Below are 15,848 nucleotides of genomic sequence, written 5' to 3'. Positions count from 1 at the left end.
ATCAACACCTCCCGCGAAAAAGCGGAAAGTGTTACCCATGTCTCCGGTACAAAACGTCACCTATCTCTCAGGTCGGGCATTTATTCTCATAATGAGCAGATCCCCTCCGCTATTGCAGCGGGGCGGTCAGGTATCGTTGCAGCGTCTCGCCTATGGCGGCGACCAGCGTGTCGCGGGCGATGTCGTCGTCGGACAGATTGATTACGTAGCGGGCATAGGCCAGTCCGAGGATCTGCGTGGCGACAAGGTAGGCGCGCTCGGCCAGGCGTTCGGATCCGGCGACCCGGCTGATCATCGGAGCAACCTGCCTGCCGAGGATTTCGCGGATGCGGACAGCCGCCTCGGGATTGGTGGCGGCGGTTCGGATCAGCGTGCGCAGAAGGTCGTCATGCTCCGCCCCTTCCCAGCGCCGGAAAAAATGGGCGGCCAATGCGAGGCCGATCCGGCCGCTTTCCAACCCGCTCAGGTCAGGCAGTGCCAGGTCCACCGAGACTGCCTCCGCGAAAAGCTGCTCCTTGCCCCCGAAATAACGGTTGATCAGCGCTGGATTGACTTCGGCCTGCGCGGCAATTTCACGCACCGTCGTACGCTCGTACCCCCGCTCAGAGAATATCCGGCGCGCCGCCTGCACAAGTCTCTCCCGCGTCGCCTCTGCATTCCGCATCCTGCACCTCTTGTAAACAACCGTTGACTTAACTCGGTCCGAGCATTAGTAAACAAGCGTTTACGATATTCGGGAGGATAGCTCAATGAGCACGATATCCACGCAGGTGCTGATCGTCGGTGCCGGGCCGGCGGGGCTGGCCACGGCAATCGGGCTAGCGCAGAAGGGAGTGGATTTCCGTATCATCGATGCATTGCCGGAGGCACAGAACACCTCGCGAGCGGCGGTGGTCCATGCCGCGACACTGGAAAACCTCGAAATGCTCGGCGTGGCCGGGGACCTTTTGGCTCGGGGTATCAAGGTGCCGAATTTCAGGATCAGGGACCGGGACGACGTTCTTCTTCATATCGACTTCACGGTACTGCCGGGAAAATACCGCCACGCGCTGATGATCCCCCAGGACGAGACCGAAGCCATGCTGACAGACCGGCTGCGGGTACTTGGCCACGAGGTGATGCGACCTGTCGAATTCCGTCGATTCTACAAGGTGGGTGACGGCTTCAGGATCGCACTCGACATGGCTGGCGATGAGGTCAGCCTCGACTGCCACTATCTTGTCGGAGCCGACGGGATGAGAAGCGCCGTTCGCGACGCGGGCGAGATCGGCTTTCCGGGCAAGACCTACGGCTCCTTCATGCTCGCCGACGTGCGGATGCAATGGCCGATCGCCAGTGACGAGGTGACGCTCTATTTCTCCGAAGCAGGCACGCTCGTGGTCGCGCCCATGTCGGAGCGGCGCTATCGCGTTGTGGCACAGCACCCGGATGCGCCGGCAGAACCTGATCTTGCCGATGTCCAGGCAATCCTCGACGCAAGAGGTCCCCGTTCGGGAGCACGCGTGGAGGAGGTGCTGTGGGGCTCGCGTTTTCACGTCCACCACAAGCTCTCCGAGACATTTCATGACAGGCGGCTGCTACTGGTCGGCGATGCCGCGCATGTGCACAGCCCCGCCGGTGGCCAGGGCATGAACCTTGGATTGCGGGACGCAGTTGCCCTTGCCGAAGCGCTCTCAGTCGCGATCGACACCCAAAACGACGAGCCGCTGCAACGCTATGATGGCTCCCGGCGCGGTGCGGCGCGCGAAGTCCTCGGCCGGACCGACCGGCTGACGCAGCTGGCGACCCTGAAAAGCCCGGTGCTGAGCTGGACGAGGAACCGGCTCCTCCGCATGGTTGGCGCAAGCGACGCCGCGCGCCGTCGGTTCGCCGCCATGCTGGCCGGGTTTTCCTGAGCCGCTCCGCCACCTCCACCTTGCCGCCTGTCATCGGCCCCGCTATGCGGGAACGGAATGGGTGGGCGTGAAGCTGATGGACGACCTGATCTTGCGGTTCGGTGTGGCGCTGGCGATCGGCATGCTGGTCGGGCTCGAGCGCGGCTGGCGCGAGCGGGACGAACCTGCCGGCAGCCGCACCGCCGGCATCCGCACCTATGCGATCTCCGGGCTTCTTGGCGGCATCTTCGCGGCGCTCTCGCAAAGCATGCAGACGGCGGCGGTGTTCGCCGTCGGCTTCCTCGGCTTCTCGCTGCTCTTCGCCTGGTTCCAGGCCCGCGAAGCGATCGCCGAGAAGAGCTTCAGCGTCACCAGGGTGATCGTCGGCCTCTGCGTCTTCGCGCTGGGCGGTCTCGCCGTCAGCGGCGACTATCGAGCCGCGGCCGCCGGGGGCGCTGCCCTCGCCGCCGTGCTTGCCAGCCGTGAAGTCCTGCATGCGCTGCTGAAGCGTCTGACCTGGATCGAACTGCGCTCCGCTCTTCTGCTTGCGGTGATGACGACGATCATCCTGCCGCTCCTGCCCAATCGCGCCATCGATCCCTGGGGCGGCTTCAATCCGTGGGAGATCTGGTTCTTCACCGTCCTCACCGCCAGCCTCTCCTATCTCGGCTACATCGCAGTGCGATTGCTCGGTCCGGCCCGCGGGCTGGTAGTGAGCGGGCTGGCCGGCGCGTTGATCTCCTCGACGGCGGTCACGGTCGCTTTCGCGCGGACGGCAAGTAGCGGCGGTAACGCACGGGCCTTGTCGGGGGCGGCGGCGCTTGCTGCCATGGTGTCGGTGCTGCGGGTCAGCGTCGTCATGCTGATCCTCGCCCCGCATGCGCTGGAGGTCGCCGGGCCGCCCGCTCTCGCCGCCGCCGCGGCCTTCGCTGCCATCGCCTTCCTGCTACTTTCGTCCGTTCCGAAGACGAATGCCGATCCCGAACGGCAGGCCCGGAATCCATTCGAGCTTACCGCCCTCCTTGTCTTCGCGGCGGCCTTCGCGACGGTCTCCACGGCAAGCGCCGCCCTCACCGCCCGCTTCGGCTCGGCGAGCATCCTCGCAAGTTCCGCGGTATCGGGCGCCTTCGACGTGGATGTCGCCGTGCTGAGCGCGCTTCGCCTCGCTGGCACAGAGGTTTCGCTTTCGCTGATCGGCCAAGCCGTCTTGGTCGCCCTGACGGCGAACGCCTGCGGGCGGCTGCTGCTGGCTGCCGTGGCGGGCCCCGCGCGCTACTGGCTGCCGCTTGCCGCCGCGACGGCGGTCGCCGCAAGCGCGGGCGCCCTCGTCTTCATCGGCCTCAACGGCATCTGAGGCTCAGACTGCCTGCGGTCGCCTGGCACGACCGGCCTGTCCGGCGAGATAGCTGCCCACCGCCTCTTCCGGCATCGGCCGCGAAAAGAGATAGCCCTGGTAGCCGCTGACACCCGCGGCCGCCAGGATCTGCATCTGCGTCACCGTTTCCACGCCTTCGACGATGCATTCAAGGTCGAGGCTATGGCAGAGTGAGGCCATGGTTGCGACGATATCGCGCGCGACGCGCTCGCGTTCGATGTCGAGCGTGAAGGAACGATCGAGCTTGATCCGGTCGATTGGCAGCCGACGCACATAGCTCAGGCTGGAATAGCCGGTGCCGAAGTCGTCGAGTGCGACGCAGACGCCCTTTTCGCGCGCAGCCTGCAACGCAAGGGTGGCGCGCGAAAAGTCCTGCATGATTGCGGACTCGGTGACCTCGAGGATCAGCCTCCCGTGGTCGATCCCGGCCTTGTCGATCTCCTCGAGCAGCGCTGTCATCGTCTTCGGGCTGCAGACGTCACGGGCGGAGAGGTTGAAGGAGAGCTTGACATCATCAGGCCAGGCGCGAGCCGCCTGCAGCGCCTTGCGGAACAGGGGCATCGTGATCTTTCCGATCGTCCCTGCCTGCTCCGCCGCGCGGATGAAGACATCCGGCGAGACCCGACCGAGCACCGCATCATCCCAGCGCGCCAGCGCCTCGAAGCCAATGGCACGCCCGTCGCGGTCGACGATCGGCTGGTATTCGAGGTGGAACGCGTCCTCGCTCTCCACCGCCCGCAACCGGTGCGCAACGGCCGCGGCCTGGCGGTTTTCCTCGGCGTGCAGGTCGGAGAAGATCGTGACCGCGCCCCGGTCGTTCTGCTTCAGATAGTAAAGCGCAAGGTCCGCCTTCTCGTACAGCTCGCCGGCGGTGCCGCCCGCTTCGGGGAAGCGGGAAAGCCCGCAGGTGGCAGAGACGGTGACGCTCCCCTCCTCGAACACGAAGGCCGGCACGAGCGCGTCCAGCGCCTCCCGGCAGGTCTTCTGCAACTCCTCGTCGGAGCCAGGGGCCGGAAGAATCAACGCAAACTCGTCGCCGCCGAGCCTTGCCAGCAGCGCGCTCTCCGGAAGGCTCGACGACAGCCGGGAGGCGACCTCCTGAAGCAGGCGGTCACCGACGCTGTGGCCGAAGATGTCGTTGACGGGCTTGAAGCCGTCGAGGTCGAGAATCCCGACCGCAAAGGGTTCGTTGGCGGACGCCGATGCCGTGATCTGCTGCTCGAGTCGCTCGAAGAAACAGCGCCGGTTGGCCAGTCCTGTCAGCGCATCCTCGTTCGCCATCTGGCAGATGGTCCCGTTGAGCGACTGCAACTGCCGATGCTGTGCGGCAAGTTCGATCTCCTTCTCGACCCGCTGGCGAAAATCGGAGTGTGACCGCTGCATCACCACCATCATGCCGCCCATCACCAGCAGCATGTTGAGCGCGATTGCCCGGAAGACCTCATGCTCCTGGATCCCGAGGAAGACGATCGTCGGGATCACGACGAGCATGAATATGGCAGGCGCCACCTGCTTCAACGGTCTCAGACAGGTGATAACCGCAATGATGGTGATTCCGGTAAAGAAGGTATTCTGGCTTCTCGCATAGGCATCGCCGTAGCCGAAGAGCAGCAGTGACCAGACGGAAATGGCGACGCCGAGCGTGCAAGCAAGCCAGACCACGGTACGCAACGACCGCTCGATCACCTCGTCGGTGGGGATCCGCTTGCGCGCCCGTATCATCTTGATCGCACGCAGAACGCAGATCACCACGAAGGCGGCGGGAAGCCAGACCGTCAACACTGCCGGCGCCTTGTCGACATGCGTGAGCGCGAGCATCACCATGTTGATGACGACGATGCCGTACATCAGGGGAACCTGGCGGGAAAGCTCCGCATACTGAGCTCGCCGGAATTCCAGACTGTCGGAACTCGTATCGAAGAAGGCAATGATCTTACGCACGAACTGCATCAGCTGCTCCCGAGCCTATCCGCTGGGGATCCCACGGCCCGACAAGGTTGATTGAGAGGGAGGAACACTCTCGATGCCACCCGGGCCAAGCGTCATCTGCCGCCGGCCTTCATGGCACCCTGCAGCCCTGGAGGGAGAACATCAGACAAACGTTAAAAAAGCAGTTTGCGATATGCCGCAAAAGTCGACGAATTCATTCGGAAATGGTCGCGTGGGGCTCGTTGATGCAGAAAAGCGGTCGATGGGCGCTAGTTTGCAAGCATCCTGTGCATGGTGCTGACGATCCAGGCGGGGTCATAGGGTTTGCTGAAAAAGCAGCTCTCGGCTGGAATCTCCTCGAGGGTGACCTTCCGGTATCCGGACGTGACGATGATCTTCAAGGGCGGCCAGCGGTCGCGGATATAGGCGGCCAACTTGATCCCGTCCATGCCGCCGGGCATGTCGACGTCGGTGAAAACGAGGCGGATGCCCGTGTTCTGTGTCAGGATCTCGATTGCCTCGGTGGCATTGCCGGCTTCATGGACATGGAAGCCCGCATCGTTGAGCGTATCGACGATATCGAAACGGAGAATGGGTTCATCTTCGACGACGAGCACGGGTATGCGTGAAGGCATTTTTTAGCGGTCCCCTCAGATCTGACCGAGGCCATCATTGCGCCTCCGTCCTGCCCTGAAACCGCCGGTTCAGTCTTACGTTCCTCCTCAAGCGGAAAAATCACCGCCTCTCTCGCCCGGAACCAAGCGTGGTGGGATGCGGTTGATGGGAACCGGAAGGAGACCGTGATGAACAAGGACAGACAGGCGCAGGACGCCATCGAACAGCGTGAGCCGACGACCAACGACAAGATCGACAAGAACCCGGAAGGGCCGCACGCCCGCAAGGGTCTGACCGATCCGGAAAAGACGCCCGGTACAGGCTCGCTGCCCGACGATGCCGCCAAGGAGGCCGATGTGGGACCCGACTGACTGCGACGTCCCGGCGCTTGCCTCACCCCGACCTGACGGCTAGAGGAAGGCGAACGGACAGGAACCGGGATGTCGGGCGAGACAGTTACCCTCTACGAGGCAATCGGCGGCGAACCGACCGTCAGGGCGCTGACGCGGCGCTTCTACCATTTGATGGATACGCTGCCGGAGGCGGCCCGCTGCCGCGCCGTGCATCCCCCGAGCCTCGAGGGCAGCGAAGCCAAGCTTTACGATTATCTGACAGGCTATCTAGGCGGCCCGCCTGTCTATGTGCAAAAGCACGGGCATCCGCGGCTGCGCTCCCGGCATTTCGCAGCGCCCATCGGTCCCGAGGAAACGGCGGAATGGCTCCTCTGCTTCCGCGGTGCTCTGGACGAAACAGTCGAGAACTCCAGGCTCCGCGACATCATCTGGCCGCCGATCGAGCGCCTTGCATACCATATGCAGAACAAGGAATAGCTGGTTGGAAAGACTCGACAATCTGCGGCCGTTGATTCTGTTTCTGAGCGGCATCTTCGGGGCAGCCGGCGTGGCACTGGCGGCCGCGGCGAGCCATGGGGGTGACACGCGGCTGCTTGGAACGGCGTCGATGATGTGTCTGGTTCACGCCCCTGCCCTCGTCGCGCTCTATGCGGTTGGTCGGCGGGTCAGAACTGCCACGCTCGCAGCCTTGGTGATCAGCCTCGGTACGCTCGTCTTTGCCGGTGACCTGCTCGCGCGGCATTTCCTCGGCAGCGGAGTGTTTCCCATGGCCGCACCGACCGGCGGCACAGCCATGATCCTTGGCTGGCTGATCGTCGCCGCCGGAGCCTTCCTTCGTTCTGAAGGATAGCTCGCAGCCACCTATCGGCGGAAGGCGAGAATGCGGGCGGGGGCGTCCGATGCAACCTCACGTTCGACATCGCGACGTTGGCGGTCTCGCAAGGTGACGACATTCGTCATGTCGGACGTCGGCTCATTCTGCGTCAACAGCGCATAAAGCTCGGGCACCAGACCGTCACCGGTCTGTTCGGCGAGCTTGTGGAGCCCGATGAACAGGCTTGCGTCAGGACGTTCTTCTCTCATCATTGCGTTCCTTCATGGTCTGCAGCGCGCGCTCCAGGCTCGACTTCGAGCCATTGCGCAGCGGGACGAAGGTCTTTCCGAACTTCTTGCATCCGGTCTTCACCCTCAGACACGCATCGTGGCTGATACAGTCGATGGGGCAGAAGACGCAGTCGACGGAGGGCAGCACCGTATCGATGCGCGAGACGGCTTCCCTCAAGCCCCCGTCATGATGAATGAGTTCCGCGCCGTGCTTGCTGGCGATCTGGCGAAGGTGGGCGACCTGGCAGTCGCGCCCGCCGACATAGAGAAAGCTGCGGATATCGAGAGCGGTTTGCTCCTGCGCAACCTGGACGCTGGCGCCATCGCTATTGCCGCTGTTGCCCTTGCGCTTCTGCTTCTTCGCCATGCTCACATCCCTCTCGATCCAGTGGCCTCAGCCCCCTCGACGGCGGGACCATATTTAACTTGATAATCGCAGGCAAGATTAAAGTTGATGGCATTCGTCAAGTTCTAAAACTGCTCGCTCCCCGCCGATTTATTTACCGTTTGATAAAAATTCGGCCTGTGGTAGCCTGCTTCCAATAGTTGTCCATAAAGCCATAAAAGAGGGAACTCAGATGGAACGACTGGGAAGCGGGATACAGGCTGGCCGCCTGTCGCCCGACGAATACGCATCCAATTTTTCCGACCTCCACCCGCGCCTCGACAAGCATGAGGCGCTGGTCGCAGCCGACCGCTGCTACTTCTGCTACGACGCGCCTTGCATGACGGCCTGTCCCACCGCCATCGACATCCCGCTGTTCATCCGGCAGATATCGACCGGCAACCCCCTCGGCTCCGCCAAGACCATCTTCGACCAGAACATCCTCGGTGGCATGTGTGCGCGCGTCTGTCCCACCGAAACGCTGTGCGAACAGGCCTGCGTGCGCAATACCGCAGAGGATCGGCCTGTCGAGATCGGCAAGCTGCAACGCTACTCAACCGACATCGCGATGGAGATGAACCGCCAGTTCTACCACCGCGCCGCCTCCACCGGGAGACGGGTGGCGGTTGTCGGCGCCGGCCCTGCAGGTCTTGCCTGCGCCCACCGGCTTTCCATGCATGGCCACGACGTCGTGATCTTCGACGCCCGCGAGAAGGCCGGCGGCCTCAACGAATACGGCATCGCCACCTACAAGGCGACGGAGAACTTCGCGCAGCGCGAACTGGAGTACATCACCGCGATCGGCGGCATCGAGATCCGAACCGGGCAGATGCTCGGCCGTGACTTCACGCTCGGCGAACTGACGAGCAATTTCGACGCCGTTTTCCTCGGCATGGGCCTTGCCGGCGTCGCCGGCCTCGGGATCGAGGGCGAGGATCTCGCCGGCGTGGAGGATGCGGTCGACTTCATCGCTGCACTCCGCCAGGCCACCGACAAGGCAGAGGTTCCGATCGGCCGCAGGGTGGTCGTGCTTGGCGGCGGCATGACGGCGATCGATGCCGCGATCCAGGCAAAGCTGCTCGGCGCCGAGGAAGTGACGATCTGCTACCGCCGTGGCAAGGAGAACATGAACGCATCCGGCTACGAGCAGGATCTCGCCACCGCCAACGGCGTCATCATCCGTCACTGGCTGGCACCGAAGCGCATCATCGGCAAGGATGGCCAGGTGGCCGGTATCGAGGTGGAATATACCGCGATCCGCGACGGTAAGCTCGTCGGCACCGGGGAAACCGGTCTCATCGCGGCCGATCAGGTGATGAAGGCGATCGGCCAGAGCTTCGTGGGAAGCAGCCTGGGTTCACTCAGGATCGAGCGCGGCAAGATCGCCGTAGATCTGGAAGGCCGCACCTCGATCGATGGTGTCTGGGCCGGCGGCGACTGCACCGGTCACGGAGAAGACCTCACGGTGTCCGCGACCGCGCAGGGGCGCGATGCGGCAGAGAGCATCAACAGAGCCTTCGCTGCCGCCTCCCGTCCAGCCGTGGCCGTCGCCTGAGGGGAGAACCATGGCCGATATGCGCAACAACTTGACTGGCGTCGCGTCACTCCAGCCGTTCTGGCCTGGCTGTCGCGGCATCGGGATGAGGAGCACCGCGGGACTGGCCGTGCTCCTGGCGGGGATCGAACCGGCCATTGTCTCGGCCAGCGGGTTCGAAGGCGAGTGGTGTGACGTCCGCGGCGAGGAGCGGCTGCTCATTGACGAGCATGGGCTTGGCTTCAACGAGCACACGATATGCGAGTGGACGCAAATGCGGCCGACCGCCGATACCTTCGACACGACAGCCCTGTGTGCCAACGTCTATTCCGACGGCAAGGGCGGATGGGTCCACATGGATGAGACGACGGTTCGGCTTCAGGCCGATCGTAGCGCTCCTGGAGTGATCACGGTGACGGTGGCAGGTAAACAGTCGGTCGACTTCGCACGATGCGACCGATGAGCCTGCCCTGAAGTGCTGCACTGAAACAATTTGGGCGGTGCGAGAGCATTCGCCGAAGCCAAAGGAAGATACCCATGGCAGACATCCGCAACAACTTTGTCGGCATCAAGTCGCCCAACCCCTTCTGGCTGGCGTCGGCTCCGCCGACCGACAAGGCCTACAACGTCGAGCGCGCCTTCAAGGCCGGCTGGGGCGGCGTCGTCTGGAAGACGCTGGGCGCCGAAGGCCCGCCGGTGGTCAACGTGAATGGCCCCCGCTACGGCGCGATCTGGGGCGCCGACCGGCGCCTTCTTGGTCTCAACAACATCGAACTGATCACCGACCGCGACCTCTACGTCAACCTGCGCGAGATGAAGGAGGTCAAGAAGAACTGGCCGGACCGGGCGATCGTCGCCTCCATCATGGTGCCCTGCGAGGAGGAGGCCTGGAAGGCGATCCTGCCGCTCGTCGAGGAAACAGAGGTGGACGGCATCGAGCTCAACTTCGGCTGTCCGCACGGCATGTCGGAACGCGGCATGGGCTCCGCGGTCGGCCAGGTGCCGGAATATATCGAGATGGTGGTGCGCTGGTGCAAGCAGTACACCCGCATGCCGGTGATCACCAAGCTGACGCCGAACATCACCGACATCCGCTACCCTGCCCGCGCGGCAAAGGCGGGCGGCACGGATGCCGTGTCGCTGATCAACACCATCTCCTCGATCGTGTCGGTTGACCTCGACAACTTCGCCCCGGTTCCGACCATCGACGGCCGAGGCAGCCACGGCGGCTATTGCGGCCCGGCGGTGAAGCCGATTGCGCTCAACATGGTGGCCGAGATCGCACGCGACCCGGAAACCTACGGCCTTCCGATCTCCGGTATCGGCGGGGTGACGACCTGGCGCGATGCGGCGGAGTTCCTGGCGCTTGGGGCGGGCAATGTCCAAGTCTGCACGGCAGCGATGACCTACGGCTTCAAGATCGTGCAGGAGATGATCACCGGCCTCTCCGACTGGATGGATGCCAAGGGCCACCGGACCCTCGACGACATCTGCGGCCGGGCCGTCAGCAACGTCACCGACTGGCGCTACCTCAACCTCAACTACGTGGCAAAGGCCCATATTGATCAGGAACTCTGCATCAAGTGCGGCCGCTGCCACATTGCCTGCGAGGATACGTCCCACCAGGCGATCACCTCTCAGGTGGACGGCATCCGCCATTTCGAGGTGATGGATGACGAATGCGTCGGCTGCAATCTCTGCGTCAACGTCTGCCCCGTCGAGAACTGCATCACGATGGAACCGCTGGCGGCGGGCGAACTGGACCAGCGCACGGGCAAGGTGGTCGAGCCCACCTACGCCAACTGGACGATGCATCCGAACAACCCGATGGCCGCCCCGGTGGCCGCGGAATAGAACCTCCCGCGACGGGAGAGGTTCGCGGCTTGCCGCCGCGGCCTCTCCTGCTCGTCGCGCTTCGAATGGGCAGCAGCAGACGGCCATGCCGCTCAAGGTTGTTGCAGTGCGAAACATGTCCTCCCGGTTTTAACCAAGGCTTAGCGCAAACCTGACATCCGTTGGCTGAACTCTGCGGCAGGCTCTCATCCGGCCGGCAGGCTTCGCGCGTCAACGCCTGTGCAGGATCAACGCCATGTTTTTCAAGGACCTAAGCATTTCCAAGAAGATTGGTCTTCTTGTCGTCGTCATGGGGATTTCGTCCCTGATCATCGCCACCGTATCCGGCAGCGGCCTCTACGGGCTGCAGCGGGACCTGATTGCCGTCGGCGCTAAGGAGGAAGTCGCCCGTGAGGCCATGGACCTGCGGGTCGACATCATCGCCATCAGCCGCATGACCTACCAGTTGGCAGCCGCGCCGGAGAAGGCCGCGGACTTCCGGGCTGAAACCGACAAGCGAACCGCCGAAATGCTCGCGCGGCTCCCGAAGATCGAATCGACCGCCGACGCGGCCGAAAAGGAACAGCTGAAGACGATCCGCTCGGCGCTGGACAACTACTTCAACGATATCCGCTCGATGGTCGCCACCGCAGCAGCCAACCCGGGCGACACAGCAGCGATTGGCTCGGCGCTTGCCAAGGCGTTGGCCGGACAGAAGGTGGTGACGGACACGGTCAAGGTCTACAGCACCTATTCCGGCGAAGCGCTGGCAAAGGAACGCCTCGAAGCTGTCTCCTCCTCTTCCACCGCAATGATGCTCGCTGCAGTGGCTGCCGTCCTCTCCATCGCTGTCGGCGCGGGTGTCAGCACCCTCGTGGCACGCAAGGGGATCGTCTTGCCCATCCGCTCGCTGACGCAGGCGATGAGCCGTCTTGCACAGGGCGACCTGCAGGGCACAGCGATTGATGCCGAGCGCAAGGACGAGATCGGCGAGATGGCCCGCGCGGTCGATGTCTTCCGCAACAATGCGCTTGCCATGCAGGAACTGAAGGCACAGGAAGCGGCGCTTCATGAGCGCAGCAGCGACCTGCAGTCCAGCATTGCCGCCGTCGTGGCCTCCGCCGTCGCCGGCGACTTCTCCGGCCGCATCAGCAAGGACTACCAGAACGAGGATCTCAACCGCTTCGCCGGCAGCGTCAACCAGCTCGTTGCCAGCGTCGACAGCGCCGTCACGGAGGTCCGCCGCGTGATCGCCGCACTCGCCGATGCCGACCTGACGCAAAGCATGAATGGCACCTTCCACGGCGCCTTTGCCGAATTGCAGGCCAATGTGAACGCCACCATGGTGACCTTGCGGGGGACCATGAACAACGTCCGCGGGGCTGCAACGACGATCAACGACAACTCCGCGGAGCTCAGCTCTGCTGCAACCGACCTTTCCAAGCGCACGGAGCAGCAGGCCGCGGCGCTGGAGGAAACGGCGGCGGCGCTCGACGAAATCACCGCGACCGTGCGCGCTGCCTCCTCGCGGGCAAACGAAGCCCGCGACATGGTCTACGAGACGCGCCAGAGTGCGGCCAAATCCGGCGAGATCGTTCGCAGCGCCGTCGATGCCATGGGACGCATCGAAGATTCCTCCAACAGGATCAGCCAGATCATCACCGTGATCGACGAAATCGCCTTCCAGACGAACCTCCTGGCTCTGAACGCCGGCGTGGAGGCGGCCCGTGCGGGTGAAGCCGGTCGAGGCTTTGCCGTCGTCGCCCAGGAGGTCCGCGAGCTGGCACAGCGTTCCGCCAATGCGGCCAAGGAGATCAAGACCCTCATCACCGCTTCGGCATCGGAAGTGGAAGGCGGCGTCTCGCTTGTCCGCTCCACGGGCGATGCGCTTCTGGAGATCGAGAACCTTGTCAACCGCGTGAACGGCCACGTCGAGTCGATCGCCACCGCCGCCCGCGAACAGGCGACCGCCCTTGCGGAGATCAACTCCTCCGTCAACCACATGGACCAGATGACGCAGAAGAACGCAGCCATGGTGGAAGAGACGACGGCTGCCAGCGCAACACTGGCGCAGGAGAGCGCGCAACTGCAGTCGATGCTGGCGAACTTCCGGCTCGAAGGCCAGCACCAGCCGGCCACGGCAGGCCGCCGGATGCGCAGCGCAGCCTGATTCCGCTGAAGATCAGCAAATTACGGCCCGGAGCACCGCTTCGGGCCGTTTGCGTTTGTGCCCCCGGGGTAAGAGGCTCCGAACAGACGGGAACAAACCTCCCCTCCTCCACATTGCCACGAGGTCTGCCTCAAGGAGAGCCATCGTGATCAGCGACCTCTGGTACAAGAACGCCGTCATCTACTGCCTATCGGTCGAGACCTTCATGGATTCCAACGGCGACGGCGTCGGGGATTTCGAGGGGCTTTCGCGCCGGCTCGACTACCTCGCCGGTCTTGGCGTCAATGCGATCTGGCTGATGCCGTTCCAGGTCTCTCCCGGCAAGGACGATGGCTACGACGTTGCCGATTACTACAACATCGACCCGCGCTACGGCACGCTGGGTGATTTCGTCGACTTCACCCATGGCTGCAAGCAGCGCGGGATACGGGTACTGATCGATCTCGTCGTCAACCACACCTCCGACCAGCATCCCTGGTTCCAGTCGGCCCGCAGCGATCCGGATTCGCCCTATCGCGACTGGTACCTGTGGTCGAAGAAGAAGCCGGCCAATGCCGACGAGGGGATGATTTTTCCCGGCGTCCAGGAAAGCACTTGGACGTACGATGAGAAAGCGGGCGAATACTACTTCCACCGGTTCTACAAGTTCCAGCCGGACCTCAATACCGCCAATCCCCACGTCCAGGCGGAGATCCTCAAGATCATGGGCTTCTGGATTCAGCTTGGCGTCTGCGGCTTTCGCATGGATGCCGTACCCTTCGTGATCGCCGAGAAGGGAGCCGACATCAAGAAGCCGAAGGAGCAGTTCGAGATGCTGCGTACCTTTCGCGAGTTTCTGCAGTGGCGGAAGGGGGATTCGATCATCCTGGGAGAAGCGAACATACTGCCGAAGGACAACATCAAGTACTTCGGCGACGATGGCGACCGCATCCAGATGATGTTCAATTTTCCCGTCAACCAGTCGCTGTTCTATGCGCTGGCGAGCGGCGACACGCAACCGATGGTCGCCGCACTAGAGCAGACGCGCGAGAAGCCGCACACTGCGCAGTTCGGCATGTTCCTGCGCAACCACGACGAACTCGATCTCGGGCGTCTGAGCGAGGATCAGCGGCAGGCGGTCTTTGCGGCCTTCGGGCCCGAGAAGCACATGCAGCTCTACGACCGGGGCATCCGCCGGCGGCTCGCGCCAATGCTGGGCGGTGACCAGCGCCGTCTGGAGCTTGCCTACAGCCTGATGTTCTCGCTGCCGGGAACGCCCGTCATCCGCTATGGCGACGAGATCGGCATGGGCGACGACCTAGACCTGCCGGAGCGCAATTGCGCCCGGACGCCGATGCAATGGTCGGACGAACCCCAGGGCGGCTTCACCAAGAGCGACAAGCCGGTGCTGCCGGTGATCTCCAAGGGACCGTTCGGCTTCGAGCACATCAACGTCGCGGAGCAGCGGCGCGATCCGGAATCCCTGCTCAACTGGATGGAGCGGCTGATCCGCATGCGCAAGGAGGTACCGGAGATCGGCTGGGGTGACTATACCGTGCTTGATACCGGCAAGCCGGGGGTACTCGCCATACGTTACGACTGGCGCAACAACTCTGTCCTGATCGTCCACAACCTGAAGCCGGAGCCGGCAGAAATCCATCTCGACGTCGGCTGTGGCGAGCACGGCAACTTGCTGATCGATATTGCCGATAGCGAAAGCAGCGAAGCGGACGGCAAGGGACGCCACCGCCTGCTGCTGGAGGCCCATGCCTATCGCTGGTTCCGGGTCGGGGGCCTGGACTATCTGCTGCGCCGAACGGAGCTTTAAACACTGTTCCTGTTCAAGCCTTCTTCGGGCGGAGCCCCTCGAAGAACAGTTGCTCCAGGAACCGCGCCGCGTCCTCGAAACGCCCCTCGCCCGCGCGGTTTTCGCCCAGGACGGCGCATACCTGGACGTCGAAATCGGCATAGTGCTGCGTCGTCGCCCAGATCGCGAAGATCAGGTGATAAGGATCGCACCGCGCAATCTTGCCGTTCTTGATCCAACTGCGGATCACCTCCGCCTTCTCGTCGACCAGCGCCTTGAGCGGCCCGGTGAGATCGTCTTCGATATGCGGAGCCCCCTGCAGCATCTCGTTTGCAAAGAGCCGGCTCTCGCGCGGAAAATCCCGCGACATTTCGAGCTTGCGGCGGATGTAGGACCGAATCTCCGCCTCCGGATCTCCTTCCGCGTCCAGCGCCTTCAGCGGTTCCAGCCAGGTGAAGAGCATGCTCTCCAGGAGAGTCCGATAGATCGCCTCTTTCGTGCGGAAGTAATAGAGGAGGTTCGGCTTCGACATTCCAGCCGCCTCGGCGATCTGGTCTATGGTGGCACCGCGGAAGCCATTGGAGGAGAACACCTCCAGCGCCGCATCAAGGATTCGCTCCTCCTTCTCCTCCTGGATCCGCGTCCGCCGCTGCGTCTTCGCCGCCCTCGGTACTGCCATGCCCTCGCTGCCCCCGGTCCCGCCACGATCCCCCGCCACGATCCCCACGTCCCGACGCGCACATCACCTTTTCATCCATCGGTGAGATTCGCGATTTTTCGTCTTGAGTGGCGGCGCGGAAATTGTATGTTTTTACCAACCGGTCAAATTATCAGCGACAAGTCCAACAAAGGCAATGCTGAGTTTCACTGTCGACGGGGCAGGAAATAAA

Annotated in this window: 16 protein-coding genes; 10 read left to right on the top strand and 6 right to left on the bottom strand. The window is 63.3% G+C overall.

The features are described 5' to 3' along the window. Nucleotides 1-109: 109 nt before the first annotated feature. Entirely contained in the window at nucleotides 110-664 is a 555-nt protein-coding gene (locus FN060_RS20125; RefSeq protein WP_142589757.1) for a TetR/AcrR family transcriptional regulator, read from the bottom strand. Between the two features lie 85 nt (nucleotides 665-749). Between FN060_RS20125 and FN060_RS20120 the strand changes: the two genes are divergently transcribed. Together FN060_RS20120 and FN060_RS20115 are read left to right on the top strand one after the other, a co-directional pair. Further along, on the top strand, nucleotides 750-1,895 hold the full coding sequence (locus FN060_RS20120) for an FAD-dependent oxidoreductase (protein WP_142589756.1): 1,146 nt from the start codon (nucleotides 750-752) through the stop codon (nucleotides 1,893-1,895). Between the two features lie 76 nt (nucleotides 1,896-1,971). Beyond that, nucleotides 1,972-3,228 carry an MgtC/SapB family protein gene (locus FN060_RS20115; RefSeq protein ID WP_052642125.1) on the top strand — a complete coding sequence of 419 codons (1,257 nt, stop codon included), beginning with the start codon at nucleotides 1,972-1,974 and terminating at the stop codon, nucleotides 3,226-3,228. 3 nt (nucleotides 3,229-3,231) lie between these two features. Here the strand turns inward: FN060_RS20115 and FN060_RS20110 are convergent, their stop codons facing one another. Continuing rightward, on the bottom strand, nucleotides 3,232-5,199 hold the full coding sequence (locus FN060_RS20110; protein WP_142589755.1) for a putative bifunctional diguanylate cyclase/phosphodiesterase: 1,968 nt from the start codon (nucleotides 5,197-5,199) through the stop codon (nucleotides 3,232-3,234). 248 nt (nucleotides 5,200-5,447) lie between these two features. Continuing rightward, nucleotides 5,448-5,813: a response regulator gene (locus tag FN060_RS20105; RefSeq protein ID WP_142589754.1), complete on the bottom strand. Its 366-nt coding sequence runs from the start codon at nucleotides 5,811-5,813 to the stop codon at nucleotides 5,448-5,450. A gap of 168 nt (nucleotides 5,814-5,981) precedes the next feature. On the opposite strand from FN060_RS20105, the gene FN060_RS20100 reads away from it, so the two are divergent. The 3 genes from FN060_RS20100 to FN060_RS20090 all read left to right on the top strand — a co-directional run bounded on the left by FN060_RS20100 (nucleotide 5,982) and on the right by FN060_RS20090 (nucleotide 6,996). Then, the gene (locus FN060_RS20100) at nucleotides 5,982-6,164 is read left to right on the top strand and encodes a hypothetical protein (RefSeq protein ID WP_142589753.1); all 183 of its coding nucleotides are present in this window, start codon (nucleotides 5,982-5,984) and stop codon (nucleotides 6,162-6,164) included. Nucleotides 6,165-6,233: 69 nt separating this feature from the next. Beyond that, nucleotides 6,234-6,623: a group II truncated hemoglobin gene (locus FN060_RS20095; RefSeq protein ID WP_142589752.1), complete on the top strand. Its 390-nt coding sequence runs from the start codon at nucleotides 6,234-6,236 to the stop codon at nucleotides 6,621-6,623. 4 nt (nucleotides 6,624-6,627) lie between these two features. Further along, entirely contained in the window at nucleotides 6,628-6,996 is a 369-nt protein-coding gene (locus FN060_RS20090; RefSeq protein ID WP_142589751.1) for a DUF423 domain-containing protein, read from the top strand. Between the two features lie 11 nt (nucleotides 6,997-7,007). On the opposite strand, the gene FN060_RS20085 is transcribed toward FN060_RS20090, so the two are convergent. Continuing rightward, complete coding sequence (locus FN060_RS20085) at nucleotides 7,008-7,229, bottom strand: hypothetical protein (protein WP_052639044.1); 222 nt, start codon at nucleotides 7,227-7,229, stop codon at nucleotides 7,008-7,010. Further along, nucleotides 7,210-7,617 (bottom strand): DUF2325 domain-containing protein, encoded by a 408-nt coding sequence (locus FN060_RS20080; RefSeq protein ID WP_142589750.1) that lies wholly within the window; start codon nucleotides 7,615-7,617, stop codon nucleotides 7,210-7,212. The genes FN060_RS20085 and FN060_RS20080 overlap by 20 nt, the downstream gene beginning before the upstream one ends. Nucleotides 7,618-7,828: 211 nt before the next feature. On the opposite strand from FN060_RS20080, the gene FN060_RS20075 reads away from it, so the two are divergent. The 5 genes from FN060_RS20075 (at nucleotide 7,829) to FN060_RS20055 (ending at nucleotide 14,979) form a co-directional block, all read left to right on the top strand. After that, nucleotides 7,829-9,190, top strand: coding sequence for an NAD(P)-dependent oxidoreductase (locus FN060_RS20075; protein WP_142589749.1), 1,362 nt, complete (start codon nucleotides 7,829-7,831; stop codon nucleotides 9,188-9,190). Nucleotides 9,191-9,200: 10 nt separating this feature from the next. After that, the gene (locus FN060_RS20070) at nucleotides 9,201-9,632 is read left to right on the top strand and encodes a hypothetical protein (protein WP_142589748.1); all 432 of its coding nucleotides are present in this window, start codon (nucleotides 9,201-9,203) and stop codon (nucleotides 9,630-9,632) included. A gap of 74 nt (nucleotides 9,633-9,706) precedes the next feature. Continuing rightward, nucleotides 9,707-11,023 carry an NAD-dependent dihydropyrimidine dehydrogenase subunit PreA gene (preA, locus tag FN060_RS20065; RefSeq protein ID WP_142589747.1) on the top strand — a complete coding sequence of 439 codons (1,317 nt, stop codon included), beginning with the start codon at nucleotides 9,707-9,709 and terminating at the stop codon, nucleotides 11,021-11,023. Between the two features lie 235 nt (nucleotides 11,024-11,258). Then, complete coding sequence (locus FN060_RS20060) at nucleotides 11,259-13,172, top strand: HAMP domain-containing methyl-accepting chemotaxis protein (protein WP_142589746.1); 1,914 nt, start codon at nucleotides 11,259-11,261, stop codon at nucleotides 13,170-13,172. Nucleotides 13,173-13,317: 145 nt separating this feature from the next. After that, complete coding sequence (locus tag FN060_RS20055) at nucleotides 13,318-14,979, top strand: alpha-amylase family protein (protein WP_142589745.1); 1,662 nt, start codon at nucleotides 13,318-13,320, stop codon at nucleotides 14,977-14,979. 13 nt (nucleotides 14,980-14,992) lie between these two features. On the opposite strand, the gene rutR is transcribed toward FN060_RS20055, so the two are convergent. Next, a complete protein-coding gene (rutR, locus tag FN060_RS20050) occupies nucleotides 14,993-15,637 on the bottom strand; it encodes an HTH-type transcriptional regulator RutR (protein ID WP_142589744.1) in 645 nt (214 codons plus the stop codon). Nucleotides 15,638-15,848: the final 211 nt, after the last annotated feature.

Origin of the sequence: Pseudorhizobium halotolerans (assembly GCF_902153235.2) — a bacterium.
Classification (GTDB): Bacteria; Pseudomonadota; Alphaproteobacteria; order Rhizobiales; family Rhizobiaceae; genus Neorhizobium; species Neorhizobium flavum.
The sequence above is the reverse complement of the archived record's forward strand: the minus strand, read 5'-3'. Positions and strand labels throughout refer to the sequence as shown.

Excerpts from the sequence above, each read along its gene's own strand:
- FN060_RS20125 (WP_142589757.1), bottom strand. The coding sequence starts at position 664 with ATGCGGAATGCAGAGGCGACGCGGGAGAGACTTGTGCAGGCGGCGCGC.
- FN060_RS20120 (WP_142589756.1), top strand. The coding sequence starts at position 750 with ATGAGCACGATATCCACGCAGGTGCTGATCGTCGGTGCCGGGCCGGCG.
- FN060_RS20115 (WP_052642125.1), top strand. The coding sequence starts at position 1,972 with ATGGACGACCTGATCTTGCGGTTCGGTGTGGCGCTGGCGATCGGCATG.
- FN060_RS20110 (WP_142589755.1), bottom strand. The coding sequence starts at position 5,199 with ATGCAGTTCGTGCGTAAGATCATTGCCTTCTTCGATACGAGTTCCGAC.
- FN060_RS20105 (WP_142589754.1), bottom strand. The coding sequence starts at position 5,813 with ATGCCTTCACGCATACCCGTGCTCGTCGTCGAAGATGAACCCATTCTC.
- FN060_RS20100 (WP_142589753.1), top strand. The coding sequence starts at position 5,982 with ATGAACAAGGACAGACAGGCGCAGGACGCCATCGAACAGCGTGAGCCG.
- FN060_RS20095 (WP_142589752.1), top strand. The coding sequence starts at position 6,234 with ATGTCGGGCGAGACAGTTACCCTCTACGAGGCAATCGGCGGCGAACCG.
- FN060_RS20085 (WP_052639044.1), bottom strand. The coding sequence starts at position 7,229 with ATGAGAGAAGAACGTCCTGACGCAAGCCTGTTCATCGGGCTCCACAAG.
- FN060_RS20080 (WP_142589750.1), bottom strand. The coding sequence starts at position 7,617 with ATGGCGAAGAAGCAGAAGCGCAAGGGCAACAGCGGCAATAGCGATGGC.
- FN060_RS20075 (WP_142589749.1), top strand. The coding sequence starts at position 7,829 with ATGGAACGACTGGGAAGCGGGATACAGGCTGGCCGCCTGTCGCCCGAC.
- FN060_RS20070 (WP_142589748.1), top strand. The coding sequence starts at position 9,201 with ATGGCCGATATGCGCAACAACTTGACTGGCGTCGCGTCACTCCAGCCG.
- preA (WP_142589747.1), top strand. The coding sequence starts at position 9,707 with ATGGCAGACATCCGCAACAACTTTGTCGGCATCAAGTCGCCCAACCCC.
- FN060_RS20060 (WP_142589746.1), top strand. The coding sequence starts at position 11,259 with ATGTTTTTCAAGGACCTAAGCATTTCCAAGAAGATTGGTCTTCTTGTC.
- rutR (WP_142589744.1), bottom strand. The coding sequence starts at position 15,637 with ATGGCAGTACCGAGGGCGGCGAAGACGCAGCGGCGGACGCGGATCCAG.